The following is a 13,154-nucleotide window of genomic DNA, read 5'->3' on the forward strand; positions in this document are numbered from 1 at the left end:
GCCATGCCGTACGACCGTCGCATTCTCCTCGTCCACGCCCATCCCGACGACGAGTCCATCGGGACGGGTGCCACGATGGCGAGGTACGTCGCCGAGGGCGCGTACGTCTGCCTGGTGACGTGCACCCTGGGCGAGGAGGGCGACGTGGTCCCTCCCGAGCTGGGCCACCTCGCCGCCGGGCGGGAGAACCGGCTGGGCCCGTACCGCGAGGGCGAGCTGGCGGTGGCGTGCGCGGCCCTCGGCGTGGACGACCACCGCCTCCTCGGCGGGCCGGGACGCTGGCGCGACTCCGGCATGATGGGCTCGCCGTCCAACGACCACCCGGACTGCTTCTTCCGCGCCGACCTCGACGAGGCCGCCGCGGAGCTGGTCCGGATCGTCAGGGAGGTCAGGCCCCAGGTCGTCGTCACCTACGACGACAACGGCTACTACGGCCATCCCGACCACATCCAGGCCCACCGGGTGGCGTGGCGGGCGTTCGAGAAGGCCTCCGACCCGTCCTTCGGCGAGGGCGAGCCGTGGCGGCCCTCCCGGTTCTACGTCACCGCCATGCCGCTGGACGAGCTGGAGCGCGCGGTGGGCACCGGCCCGTTCAAGCGGGTCGGCTCCGTTGAGGAGTTCGGTTTCGGCGTCCCAGGCGAGCAGGTGACGACGCAGGTCGACGCGAGGGCGCATCTGGGTGCCAAGATCACCGCGTTGCGCGCGCACCGCACGCAGCTGAGCGTGGACGGCTCCTTCTTCGCGCTCTCCGACCACGTGGGACAGCCCGCCCTGGGCGTGGAGTACTACACGCTGCTGGCGGGAGAGCCGGGCCCGCCCGGCGAGGACGGCCGCGAGACCGGCCTCTTCGGCTGACCCGCCCGGCCCGTGCCGCCGTCGCCCGCACCCGGTCCCCGTTCCGCGCCGCCGCCGGCCACGTCCGGCCCGGGACGATCGTCCGGCCGCCCCGGGGCGTGACGACCGTCCGCGCCGGCTCGGCGCGGACGGTCAGATCTCCTCCTTGAGCCTGGCCGCCGGGTCGAGCTGGCGCGGCTGCATCGCCACCCTCGGGTGGTGCAGGTCGAAGGCCGGTCGCTCCGAGCGGATGTTCGGGATCGAGGTGAAGTTGTGCCGGGGCGGCGGGCAGGAGGTGGCCCACTCCAGCGAGTTGCCGAAGCCCCACGGGTCGTCCACCGTCACGCGCGGAGCGTGGCGGGCGGTGTGCCAGAGGTTGTAGATGAACGGCAGCGTGGAGGCGCCCAGCAGGAACGCGCCGACCGAGGAGATCAGGTTGAGGCCGGTGAACCCGTCGATCGCGCTGTAGTCGGCGTAGCGGCGCGGCATGCCCTGCGCGCCCAGCAGGTGCTGGACGAAGAAGGTGGTGTGGAAGCCGATGAACAGCGTCCAGAAGTGCAGCTTGCCCAGCCCTTCGTTCAGCATCTTGCCGGTCATCTTCGGCCACCAGAAGTAGAAGCCCGCGAACATCGCGAACACCACGGTGCCGAAGACCACGTAGTGGAAGTGCGCGACCACGAAGTAGGAGTCGTGCACGTGGAAGTCCAGGGGCGGGGAGGCCAGGATGACCCCGGTCAGCCCGCCGAGCAGAAAGGTGATCAGGAACCCCACGGCGAACAGCATCGGTGTGGCGAGCACTATGTGCCCGCGCCACATGGTGCCGGTCCAGTTGAAGAACTTCACCCCCGTCGGGATCGCGATCAGAAAGGACATGAAGGAGAAGAACGGCAGCAGCACCTGGCCGGTCGGGAACATGTGGTGCGCCCACACCGTCATCGACAGGCCCGCGATGGCGATGGTCGCGCCGATCAGGCCGATGTAGCCGAAGATCGGCTTGCGGCTGAAGACCGGGATGACCTCGGTGATGATGCCGAAGAACGGCAGCGCGATGACGTAGACCTCCGGATGGCCGAAGAACCAGAACAGGTGCTGCCACAGGATCGGCCCGCCGGTCTGCGGGTCGTAGATGTGGGCGCCGAACCGGCGGTCGGCCAGCAGGGCGAGCAGCGCGGCGGCCAGCACCGGGAAGGCCATCAGCACGAGCACGCCGGTCAGCAGCGTGTTCCAGGTGAAGATCGGCATGCGGAACATCGTCATCCCGGGGGCCCGCATGCAGATGATCGTGGTGATGAAGTTCACCGAGCCGAGGATCGTGCCGAGCCCGGCCATCACCAGGCCCACGACCCACAGGTCGCCGCCGAGCTGCGGGGAGAAGGTTCCGCGGGAGAGCGGCGTGTACCCCGTCCAGCCGAAGTCGGCCGCGCCCCCGTCGGTGAGGAAACCGAAGCTCGCGATGAGGCCGCCGAACAGGAAGAGCCAGAAGCTCACCATGTTGAGCCGGGGGAAGGCCACGTCGGGCGCGCCGATCTGCAGCGGCATGACCACGTTGGCGAACCCGGCGAACAGCGGGGTGGCGAACAGCAGCAGCATGAGGGTGCCGTGCATGGTGAACATCTGGTTGTACTGCTCCTGGCTCACCACCTGCAGCCCCGGATGGGCGAGCTCGGCGCGGATGACCATGGCCATCAGCCCGGCGAACACGAAGAAGACGAACGACGTTATCAGGTACATGTAGCCGATGACCTTGTGGTCCGTGCTCGTGAGCCAGCGTACGACGATCGAGCCCTGCGCCTTCCCGCGCGGTGCCAGCGGTGAGGTCAGCGGCTCCTCGCGCGACTGTTCGAAGGTCGTCACGACCCACCCCCTTCGAACCGGCTCGCCCCCGAACCGGCCCGTTCCCGCGAACCGGCCCGTCCACGAACCGGACGTCCTCGGAAGCGGCCCGTCCACGAAGCGGCCCGGCCACAGGGTCGGTCCGTCCACGAACCGGACCGTTCCCGAACCGGCGCGGCATCCGATTCCCACCGCCTTCCCCCGGCCATCCCCAGGGAAAGCGACTCCCACTCGCCCGCGCTGTCATCTTGCCCGCGCGATGACCTGGCGATTAATCCCTCTTGTCCACCTTCTGGCGGCCCCCGCCCCACCGGCCGGCATCACGGGCCCGTACCGTACGCGCCGTCCGGGCAACATGGGACGGCCCGTCGCGCTTGACCCGGGGCAGAAAGGGCACGCCGCTGGAAACGGAGTACGGAAAGGAGCGACGTCATGGTCCAGCGACAGCGAGTCGTCGTGATCGGAGGAGGGTTCGCGGGTTTCACCGTGGTCCGCACCCTTTCCCGGATCGCGAAGGGCGCGATCGAGATCGTCCTGATCAATCCGACCGACTACTTCCTCTACCTGCCGCTGCTGCCGGAGGTCGCGGCGGGCATCCTCGATCCGCGCAAGGTGGCGGTCCCGCTGGCGGGCGACCATCCCGGGGTGCGGCACCTGCTCGCCACGGTGGACACCGTCGACGTCGAGGCGCGTCGCGTGAAGTGCACCGACACCGAGGGCAACCACCGCGAGCTGGACTACGACCGCCTGGTGATCGCGGTCGGCAGCGTCAACAAGCTGCTGCCCGTACCCGGCGTCGCCGAGTACGCCCACGGCTTCCGCAGCATCGCCGAGGCCCTCTACCTGCGCGATCACCTGATCCGCCAGGTCGAGCTCGCCGACGCGTCCGACGACCCCGAGGAGCGCAGGGCCAGGTGCACGTTCGTGGTCGTGGGGGCCGGGTACACCGGGACCGAGGTGGCGGCGCAGGGCCAGCTGCTCACCCGCCACATCCGCGAACGGCGGCCGGGGCTGCGCGACCAGCCGGTGCGCTGGATCCTCGCCGACATCGCCCCGCGCATCCTCCCCGAGCTGGACGAGCGCCTGTCCCGGATCGCGCACCGGACACTGTCCGAGCGAGGCGTGGAGATCCGCACCGGGACGAGCGTGTCCGAGGCGACGGCGGAGGGGGTCGAGCTCTCCGACGGGGAGTTCGTGACGACCAGATCCCTGATCTGGTGCGTCGGGGTGCGCCCCGACCCGATGGTGGAGTCCCTGGGGCTGCCGACCGAGAAGGGGCGCCTGCTCGTCGACGAGTACCTGAGGGTGCCCGGCCACCCGGAGATCTTCGCCTGCGGCGACGCGGCCGCGGTTCCCGACCTCACCCGGCCGGGTGAGTACACGGCGATGACAGCCCAGCACGCCAGCCGCCAGGGCAAACGCGCCGCCCGCAACGTCGCCGCCTCCTACGGTCACGGAGAGCTCCAGCCGTACAGGCACCACGACCTGGGGTTCGTCGTCGACCTCGGCGGGACCGGCGCCGCCGCGAACCCGCTGGGCGTGCCGCTGTCGGGCGCGGTGGCCAAGGCGGTCACCCGGGGTTACCACCTGCTGGCCATCCCCCGCAACCGGGCGCGCATCGCGGGAAGCTGGCTGCTGGACCTCCTGGTGCCCCGCCAGACCGTCCAGCTGGACCTGATCCGCGGCCCGGAGGTCCCGCTCACCCACGCCACCCCCGAACACCCCCACGGCCCGGGCGGGAAACCGCCGGAGACGGACGCCTCCCGGAAGGCGGACGTGGCGTCGAAGGCGGGGGTCTCGTCGAAGGCGGGCGATTCGTAGGGCACCGCGGTTCGTGAGGGACGGCGGGTCGTAAAGGACGGCGGTTCGTAAAAGGACCGCGAGATTTTCGGCTCCTCCGGCGATGCTTCCGGAGAGCCGGGTAGGGGGCGGGGTATGGCAAAGATCGGTTACACGATGATGTGCGAGCAGACGCCCGCCAGGCAGCTGGTCAGGGACGTCACCACCGCCGAGCAGGTCGGCTTCGACTACGCGGTCATCTCCGACCACTACTTCCCGTGGCTGGAGGAGATGGGCCACTCCCCGTACGCCTGGTCGGTGCTCGGCGCGGCCGCGCAGGCCACCCGGGAGCTGCCCCTGATGACGTACGTGACCTGCCCGACCATGCGCTATCACCCGGCGGTGGTGGCGCAGAAGGCGGCGACCATGGGCGTGCTGAGCGAGGGCCGCTTCACGCTGGGACTGGGCGCCGGGGAGAACCTCAACGAGCACGTGACAGGCCAGGGCTGGCCTTCGGCCGACACCCGGCACGGGATGTTCCGCGAGGCCGTGCAGATCATCAGGGAGCTGTTCGAGGGCGGGTACGTCACCTACCGCGGGGAGTTCTTCGACGTCGACTCGGCCAAGCTGTTCGACCTGCCGGACGAGCCCGTCCCGCTGGCGATCGCCGCCTCCGGAGGCCAGTCGGGGAAGATCGCCGCCGAGCACGGCGACGCGCTGGTCGCGGTCGACCCCGACTCCGACCTGGTACGCCTGTTCTCCGGGGAGGGCGGCACGGGCAAGCCCGTCTACGGCCAGCTCGCCATCTGCTACGACCCCGACACGGAGGCCGCCAAGGAGCGGGCACACCGGCTGTGGCGCTGGTCGGTGGCCGGTTGGAAGGTCATGGCCGAGCTTCCCGGGCCCGTCAACTTCGCCGCCGCCACCGAGACCGTGCGGCCCGAGGACGTCGCGGCGAAGGTGCCGTGCGGCTCCGACGTGGACGCCGTGGTGGAGGCGGTACGCGCCTACACCGACGCCGGTTTCACCCACGTCGCCCTGGTCCAGATCGGCCACGAGCACCAGGACGCGTTCTTCGACTGGTCGGAGAAGGAACTGCTCCCCGCCCTGAGCGGCCTCTAGCCGCCGCCCCCCGCCGGGGGATCCGCGGCGGGGGCGGCGGTTCCCCCGGACGTACGGGGGAAGGCTCACCGGGGTGGATGACGTGTGGGATCTGGTGGTCGTCGGCGGCGGGCCCGCGGGGGCGGCCGCGGCCCTGCGCGCGAGACAGCTCAGACCCGAGGCGCGGGTCCTGCTGCTCGACAGGGCCGACTTCCCGCGCGACAAGGCCTGCGGCGACGGCATCGCCGCCCACGGGCGCGACGAGCTCGCCCTGCTGGGCGTCCCCGACCTCATCGCCGACTACCGGCCGACGCAGCGCCTGGCGGTGGTCTCCCCCGGCGGCGCGCGCGTCTCGGCCACCTCCGCCCGGCCCAACCACGTCGTCCCCCGCAGGGTCTTCGACGCCCGCCTCGTCGACGCCGCCCGCGCCCGGGGCGTCGAGGTCCGCCGCCACCAGGTCCGCGCGCTCGCCGTCCTCGGCGATCGCGTGGTTCTCGACGGCACCGTCACCGCCCGCGCCGTCGTCGCCGCGGACGGGGCCAACTCGACCGTGCGGCGCCTCATCGGCGTCTCCCCCTCCCCCGAGAGGCACACCGCGATCGCCGTGCGCGGCTACGCCGACGTGCCCGCCGGCGACGACGTCCAGTCCATCTTCATGCAGCGGGACGGGTGGCCCGCGTACGCGTGGTCGTTCCCGATCGGCGACGGCACCGCCAACGTCGGCTACGGCATGCTGCTGCCCCGGCTGCACGCCACCGGCCTGCCGGGCCGCCAGGTGCTGCACGGACGGCTCGCCGAGCTGCTGCCCCACGTGAGCGCCCGTGACCTGCGCGCCCACCACCTGCCCCTGTCCCCCGGCCGCCCGAGGCCGGGTTCCGGGCGGGTGTTGCTCGCCGGTGACGCCGCCGGTCTCATCAACCCGCTCACGGGCGAGGGCATCTTCTACGCGCTGCTCTCCGGCCGGCTCGCCGGGGAGGCCGCCGTCCAGGCGGCGGGCGACCCGCTGCCCGCGTACCGGCGCGGGCTGGGGAAGGCCCTCGGACGGCACCTGCGCACCACCGACGTGCTCGCCCTCGCCTCCCAGTCCCCCGGCTTCATCGACGCCGCGATCGACACCGCCGCCCGCCGTAAGGAGGTGTTCGACCTGCTGGTCGACGTGGGGCTCGGCGCGGGCACGGTGCCGGTGCCGCTGGCGCTGGCCGTGGTCCGCCGCTGGCTCCTGAACGCCGTCCGGCGACGTTGAACACGGGCTCCGGGGGGCTCCGGCGACCCCGGTTGGGTTGCCCGGCAGCCGCCGGGGGTGACGGTGACGATCTCGCCCATGACTACCGGAGGATCACCGAGCGGGTCAGGTTGCGCGGGCTGTCCGGGTCGAGGCCGCGCGAGCGGGCCAGCTCCACCGCGAGCCGCTGGGCCCGGATCAGGTCGGCCAGCGGGTCGAGGGCGGTGGCCGTGGTCAGGGCGCCGGTGCCGGCGACGTCGTCGAGCAGCTCCTCCTGGCCGCCGAAGAACCACACCAGGCTGTTCTCGTCGGCGATGCTGATCGGCCCGTGCCGGTACTCCATCGCGGGGTACGCCTCCGACCAGGCCAGCGCGGCCTCCCTGAGCTTCAGGGCCGCCTCCTGGGCCAGGCCGTTGGTCCAGCCGCTGCCCAGGAAGGTGAACTGCCGCCGCGAGACCGCCCCCTCGGGGAGCGGCGCGGTGAGCGCGGTCTCGGCCTGGGCCGCCAGGTCGGCGGGGGCCTCCCCGAGGTGCGCGCGGAGCAGGGCGAGCCCGCTGGTGGCGAACCGGGTCTGCACCACGGAGCGCTCGTCGGCGAACTCCAGCGCGATCACCGTCCCGGCCAGGCCGGTCACCGGGGTCGCGGGGTCGGCGGTGACGGCGACCGTCGGGACGTCGCCGGCCGCGCCGAGGGCGTGCAGCACCTCCGTCGTGGTCCCGGATCTGGTGATCGCCACCAGCCGGTCGTAGCGGCGCGCGGGCAGCTCGGAGGCGGGGAACGCGTCGGTCTCCCCCTGCCCCGACCGCTCGCGCAGGACCGCGTAGGCCTGTGCCATGTAGTACGAGGTGCCGCAGCCGATCACGGCGACGCGCTCACCCGCCTCCGGCAGGCCCGCCGGGTTCGCCGCGCCGAGATCCAGCGCCCGCCGCCAGCACGCGGGCTGGCTGGCGATCTCCCGCAGGACGTACGTCACGCGCGCCTCCTCATGGATGCTTATTTATGCTTGCAACATGCCATGTTTGAGCATCTATGAGCAAGAGTAATTGTTTCAACGCTCGCTACGCTTCGCGGAGCGGCACAGGCCGGAACAGACGGGAACAGGCGGGAACAGGCGGGACGGCGGGAACGGCCGGTGACGGCCGCGGCCTCGCCGGAACGGCCATGGCTTCGCTGGACGGTCCTCGACGACCGAGAACGGCCAGAGGCGTGCGGGCGACGCACGGGGACGGCGAGGAGGAAGCTCTCATGACGAGCCACGACCGGTGGAACGCGCTGCTCGCGATCCTGGCGAGGGACGGCAAGGTCGAGGTGGACGCCGTGGCCGGTGAGCTGGGGGTGTCGGCGGCCACCATCCGCCGCGACCTCGACCACCTCGACCGCCAGCAGATGCTGACCAGGACCCGCGGCGGCGCGGTCGTCAACGCGATCTCCTACGACCTGCCGCTGCAGTACAAGGCGGCGCGGAACGCGCCGGAGAAGCACCGGATCGCCACGGCCGCGGCGGCGCTGGTGTCGGCGGGCACCGTCGTCGGGCTGAACGGCGGCACCACGACCACCGAGGTCGCCCGCTCCCTGGCGACGAGCGCCGACCTGCACCCGCAGGGCGGCGAGCCGAGCCTCACCCTGGTCACCAACGCGCTCAACATCGCCAACGAGCTCGTCGTGCGCAGGCACGTCAAGCTGGTGGTCGTCGGGGGCGTCGCCATGCCCGCGTCGTACGAGCTGATCGGGCCGCTCGCGGACGGCGTGCTGCGGGAGGTCTCGCTCGACATCGCGATCCTCGGCGTGGACGCGCTCGACCCCGAGCTGGGCGCCTTCGCCCACCACGAGGGCGAGGCCGGGACCAACCGGCTGATGGCCTCCCGCGCCCAGCGGGTGGTCGTCGTGGCCGACTCCTCCAAGCTCGGCATGCGGGCGTTCGCCAGGATCTGCCCCTGCGACGACATCGACGTCCTCGTCACCGACGGCGACGCCCCCGCCGTGACGGTCCGGCGCTTCGAGGACGCCGGGATCGAGGTCATCCAGGCCTGAGGAGTTCGGGGAGCAGGTCGCCGTGGGCGCGGACCGGGTCGTCGCAGAGTTGCGCGCTCGTGCGTGAAAATCGACCATTCCGATCATTAAAAATCGGCCACATGACCCTCACCATCCGAAACAGTCACCCAACGTCCTCAGCCCCTCCGCCGCCGCGGCCGCTCTCGGATGACGGAGGTGATGCGACCGGCTCTCCGCCGGTGGAGGTGATACGGACGGCGAGTGCCGGCACGTCGACCGGCTTCGTCGTGTCGACGCGGTGAACGACTCCCAGGCCGAGCGGCTCGGCGACCCGCTCCCAGAATCGCCATTCCTCATCGAAAGAGCCGCCGCTCCCGACGTGTACGGCGTGCCGGCCGGCGGCCCGCGCGGCGAAGCGAGCGCGGGCGACCTCGACCGGCACGTCGCACCAGACCTCGTGCACCACGGTCACCTCCGCGCGCCGGAGCCCGTCCACGACGGCGGGACGCAGATGGGCCAGCCACGGGCTCTCCAGAACGGCCCTGCCACGCGCGTCGGCCAGCAACGTCCACAAGATCTCGGAGGCGGCGCGGCCGAGAACCCTGCTCCACTCCCTCGGCGCGCAGTCTCGCGGACGCATCGCGTCCATGGAGTCCGCCAGCGACTCCTTCACGGCGTCCTTGCTGAACAGCGGAAGCCTCAACTCGTCGGCCAACGTCCGCGCGAGCGTCGTCTTACCGGCTCCAGGCAGCCCGTTGACCAGCACAGCGACCATGATCCGACCCTAGCGGCCGCAGGCGTTCCACCATCGGCCGACCGGCAAGGAATCCGCGCCCGGAACGGACCGCGAGCAGCCGGCGTGCCGTTCCGGATATACGGCCCGCGGACGGGCGGCAGGTCACGGCCGGACGGCCAGCACCCGGAAGCTGACACCGCGTGTCATGCGGGACACCGACTCGATCCGGAAACCGGCCTGCTCCAGGAACGGGCGGGGATCGCGGGTGAGGTAGTCGGCTTCGAACCGCACGAACACCGGTTCCACCAGCCGCATCCCGGCCCGGATGATCGGGTTGCTCGACGGCCCGTGCTCGGCCAGCACGAACCGCCCACCCGGCTTGAGCACGCGGTAGGCCTCGCGCGCCGCGGCCGCCGGGTCAGGGATGGTGCACATCGTGAACGTGGACAGCACGGTGTCGGCGAGGCCGTCGGGCAACTCCAGGCGCTGCACGTCGCCCTGCCGCAGCTCCACCCGCTCGCCGAGACCGTCCCGCGCCACCCGCCGCCGCGCCAGTTCCAGCATGCGCTCGGACAGTTCGATCCCGACCACCTCGACGTCGGCGCCGTACAGCGGCAGGTTGAGCCCGGTGCCGACGGCGATCTCCACGGTGCGGCCGCGCGCCTGCCCGACGGCCCACTCACGGCTCCCCGGAAACAGGCGCCGTTCCCAGACCCGCATCTGGTCGTCGTACCGATCCGCCATCCGGTCGAACACCCGCCGCACGTCGGCATCCGTGGTAGCACGCATCGAGCAACCTTTCCGGAACGGGGACTCCGCAAAATCATTCACCGCCATGAGGCGGCGAAAGATCATCCTTACCGAGACGATGACCGTGCCTCCGCCGTCATCCTGCTGAGACTCTGTCCGCCTGTCGTCACGCCCTGCCACATCGGCCGGATGTCTGGTCTCCCTGTAACGAACCGGCCCCCGGTACCGTTCCGAACTCCGACGATCACTCAAGCCTCGGGAGGTGTCGTCCGTCAGCCGGTGCCGCCGGGAGAGATCAGACCGGTCTCGTACGCGACCACCACGGCCTGGACACGGTCACGCAGGCCGAGCTTGGACAGGATGCGCGCGACGTGGGTCTTCACCGTGGCCACGCTGAGGTTCAGCCGGTCGGCGAGCTCGGTGTTGCTCAGGCCGGTGGCGAGCAGGCGCAACACGTCCAGTTCCCGAGGCGTCAGCCGGGACAGATCACGGTGGAGGGTGGGCTTCACGTTGTCGCGGCGGGCGAAACGTTCGACCAGGCGGCGGGTGATGGTGGGCGCGAGCAGGGCGTCGCCGGAGCGCACCAGGCGTACCGCGGCCACCAGGTGTTCGGGGGTGACGTCCTTGAGCAGGAACCCGCTCGCCCCCGCGGCGAGCGCCGCGTACACGTAGTGGTCGAGGTCGTAGGTGGTCAGGATCAGCACGCGAGTGCCCTCGGCGCCACCGGTGAGGATCCGCCGGGTGGCTTCGAGGCCGTCCATCCGCGGCATCCGGATGTCCATGAGCACGACGTCGGGCCTGGTACGGCGGACCGCGGCGACGGCTTCCTCCCCGTCGGCGGCCTCCGCCGCCACCTCGATGCCGTCGGCGGCGAGGATCATGCGGAATCCCGTGCGTACCAGTGCCTGGTCGTCGGCGATGACGGCGCGCAACCGCTCGGTCATGCGGTCCTCCACGGGACGCGGGCCTTGATCCGGAATCCGCCTCCGGCCATCTGCCCGGCGTCCAGGGTCCCACCGTAGACGGCGAGCCGCTCGCGCAACCCGATCAGCCCCCTGCCGTCGCCGGTCCGCGGCCCTACGCTCCGCGCCCCGCCGGTGTCGGTCACCTCGATCTCCAGCCGGTCGCCGTCATGACCGATCGTCACGAACGCGGCGGCCCCGGCCGCGTGCTTGATCGTGTTGGTGAGGGCCTCCTGCACGACGCGGTAGGCGGCGAGATCGACCCCGGGAGGCAGCGGCCCGGGCGGCGACACCTCGACGCTCACCGGCACACCGGCGGCGCGGACCCGTTCCACCAGGGCGTCGAGCTGGTCGAGCCCCGGTTGGGGTTCGAGCCCGTCGGAGGGCCCGTCGAGACGCTCGCCGCCCGGGCCGGCGAGCAACCCCATGACGTTGCGCAGTTCGGCCATGGCGGCCCGGCCGCCGGACTCGATCGCGAGCAGAGCCTGCTTCGACTGCTCCGGCTCCACGTCCATGACCTTGCGTGCCGCACCGGCCTGGATCACCATCACGCTGACATTGTGGGTCACCACATCGTGGAGCTCGGCGGCGATCCGGGAGCGCTCCTCCGCGACAGCCCTGCGCATGGCGTTCTCCTGCGCCTGCTGCAGCTCGGCGAGCCGATGCCGGCTGGCTCCCAGCTGCCGTCGCCAGAAACGGACGAAGCTCCCGAACACACCGACGCTCAGCAGGACGACGAACGGCCCCATCCAACCCGGCAGCGCGGGCGTGATGTTCCCGAACCCGGCGCCGGCGAGCCCGGCCGCGCACACGAGACCCCCCATCGCCAGGATTCGGTGACGGCTGTGGACGACGGCACCGTACGCGGCGACGGCGCAGGCCAGGACGGTGATCCAGGTCGCACCGTCGTGTGTGGCCCGCGCCGCCAGCAGCACCACCCAGAAGGTGATGAGCGGGTACCGGCGCCGCACCGCCAGCGGCAACGTCGTCAGTGCCACGAGGAACGGGGACGGATTGTCGGGCAGGGGCCGGGCCGACACGTTGCCGGCCGGGTTGCCGGAGGGTGGGAACGGGACGTTGGACAGGACGCCGGAAGGTGGTGGATGACCGAGCGAGAAATCAGGCACCGCCGGGGAGTCAGGCATGTCCGGGAGATCGGGCATGTCCGGGAGATCGGGCATGTCCGGGAGATCGGGCATCGGCGACAGAGACGAGTCGGTAGGCCGTAGCCGCAGGTACTCGATCACTTCGGGCTGATCCGTGACAGGGCCGGTCACCGGATACCTCACCGACACGGTCACCGCGATGACCGTCAGGACGAGCGCGATCGCCACGTCGACGGCGAGTGCTCCGCGAGACGGCCTCGGGGGTCCGTCGCGCCTCGGCCCCGGCGCGTCCCGGACGCCGCGCCGGTCCAGGTAGTCCTCGTCCGGCCCGCCGTCCAGGTCGAGCACATGCCGCCACCACGGCCGTCGTTCACCGGTTTCCACCGGCACATTGTCACGTCTGCCCGTCCGTCCCGCATCGGCCGTTGTGACGGGAGTCCACGGTCCTGGGGAGTACATCGCAGGGATGACCTGGTGACCCCTCGTTCTCCGGAGGTACGCGATCTCGGTAGGACGGCCGACGCGCACCGGTATGGGCAGTGCCTAGTTTCGTTCCCGCCATCACACCGCTTCAGAGCCGCGACCGCGACCTCGACGAAGCACCGAGGCGCTGTTCATGACCACCTTTCGGATCACCTCTCAGGAGGACATAGCGTGACCGCTGTCCTGGAAGCCCAGGCACTGGGCAGGAAATACGGCAGGCGCTGGGCGCTGCGCGAGTGCACCATCGACATCCCGGCGGGCCATGTCGTCGGGCTGGTTGGCCCCAACGGAGCCGGCAAGACCACGCTGCTGAAGCTGGCCGGCGGCCAGCTGGAGCCGACGGCAGGCCACATCAC

General features: G+C 71.4%; 12 protein-coding genes. 6 read left to right on the forward strand and 6 right to left on the reverse strand.

Annotation, left to right across the window (positions count from 1 at the left end; translation table 11 throughout):
* Positions 1-3 precede the first annotated feature (3 nt).
* Positions 4-855, forward strand: a complete 852-nt coding sequence (gene mshB / locus ACVCAG_RS33130; protein WP_447191059.1) for an N-acetyl-1-D-myo-inositol-2-amino-2-deoxy-alpha-D-glucopyranoside deacetylase — start codon at positions 4-6, stop codon at positions 853-855.
* Between the two features lie 132 nt (positions 856-987).
* Here mshB and ctaD read toward each other — a convergent pair whose 3' ends face one another.
* Entirely contained in the window at positions 988-2,655 is a 1,668-nt protein-coding gene (gene ctaD / locus ACVCAG_RS33135) for an aa3-type cytochrome oxidase subunit I (RefSeq protein WP_440087281.1), read from the reverse strand.
* A 444-nt stretch (positions 2,656-3,099) separates the two neighbouring features.
* Here ctaD and ACVCAG_RS33140 point away from each other — a divergent pair, with 444 nt between their 5' ends.
* From ACVCAG_RS33140 to ACVCAG_RS33150, 3 genes are all read left to right on the forward strand, one after another.
* The gene (locus ACVCAG_RS33140) at positions 3,100-4,488 is read left to right on the forward strand and encodes an NAD(P)/FAD-dependent oxidoreductase (protein ID WP_447191060.1); all 1,389 of its coding nucleotides are present in this window, start codon (positions 3,100-3,102) and stop codon (positions 4,486-4,488) included.
* Positions 4,489-4,602: 114 nt separating this feature from the next.
* Entirely contained in the window at positions 4,603-5,568 is a 966-nt protein-coding gene (locus tag ACVCAG_RS33145) for a TIGR03557 family F420-dependent LLM class oxidoreductase (RefSeq protein WP_440087160.1), read from the forward strand.
* 73 nt (positions 5,569-5,641) lie between these two features.
* On the forward strand, positions 5,642-6,790 hold the full coding sequence (locus ACVCAG_RS33150) for a geranylgeranyl reductase family protein (protein ID WP_440087159.1): 1,149 nt from the start codon (positions 5,642-5,644) through the stop codon (positions 6,788-6,790).
* Positions 6,791-6,872: 82 nt separating this feature from the next.
* Here ACVCAG_RS33150 and ACVCAG_RS33155 read toward each other — a convergent pair whose 3' ends face one another.
* Positions 6,873-7,742, reverse strand: a complete 870-nt coding sequence (locus ACVCAG_RS33155; RefSeq protein ID WP_440087158.1) for an SIS domain-containing protein — start codon at positions 7,740-7,742, stop codon at positions 6,873-6,875.
* Between the two features lie 272 nt (positions 7,743-8,014).
* Between ACVCAG_RS33155 and ACVCAG_RS33160 the strand changes: the two genes are divergently transcribed.
* Entirely contained in the window at positions 8,015-8,800 is a 786-nt protein-coding gene (locus tag ACVCAG_RS33160; RefSeq protein WP_440087157.1) for a DeoR family transcriptional regulator, read from the forward strand.
* A 124-nt stretch (positions 8,801-8,924) separates the two neighbouring features.
* On the opposite strand, the gene ACVCAG_RS33165 is transcribed toward ACVCAG_RS33160, so the two are convergent.
* The 4 genes from ACVCAG_RS33165 to ACVCAG_RS33180 form a co-directional block, all read right to left on the reverse strand.
* Positions 8,925-9,536, reverse strand: a complete 612-nt coding sequence (locus ACVCAG_RS33165) for an AAA family ATPase (RefSeq protein WP_440087156.1) — start codon at positions 9,534-9,536, stop codon at positions 8,925-8,927.
* A 123-nt stretch (positions 9,537-9,659) separates the two neighbouring features.
* Positions 9,660-10,286, reverse strand: coding sequence for a methyltransferase domain-containing protein (locus tag ACVCAG_RS33170; protein WP_440087155.1), 627 nt, complete (start codon positions 10,284-10,286; stop codon positions 9,660-9,662).
* Positions 10,287-10,519: 233 nt separating this feature from the next.
* The gene (locus ACVCAG_RS33175) at positions 10,520-11,191 is read right to left on the reverse strand and encodes a response regulator (protein WP_440087154.1); all 672 of its coding nucleotides are present in this window, start codon (positions 11,189-11,191) and stop codon (positions 10,520-10,522) included.
* Complete coding sequence (locus ACVCAG_RS33180; protein ID WP_440087153.1) at positions 11,188-12,699, reverse strand: histidine kinase; 1,512 nt, start codon at positions 12,697-12,699, stop codon at positions 11,188-11,190. The genes ACVCAG_RS33175 and ACVCAG_RS33180 overlap by 4 nt, the downstream gene beginning before the upstream one ends.
* A gap of 270 nt (positions 12,700-12,969) precedes the next feature.
* Here ACVCAG_RS33180 and ACVCAG_RS33185 point away from each other — a divergent pair.
* Positions 12,970-13,154 (forward strand): ATP-binding cassette domain-containing protein (locus ACVCAG_RS33185; RefSeq protein WP_447191061.1); only part of this gene is annotated, 185 nt, incomplete at its 3' end.

This window comes from Streptosporangium sp. G12, assembly GCF_052983175.1.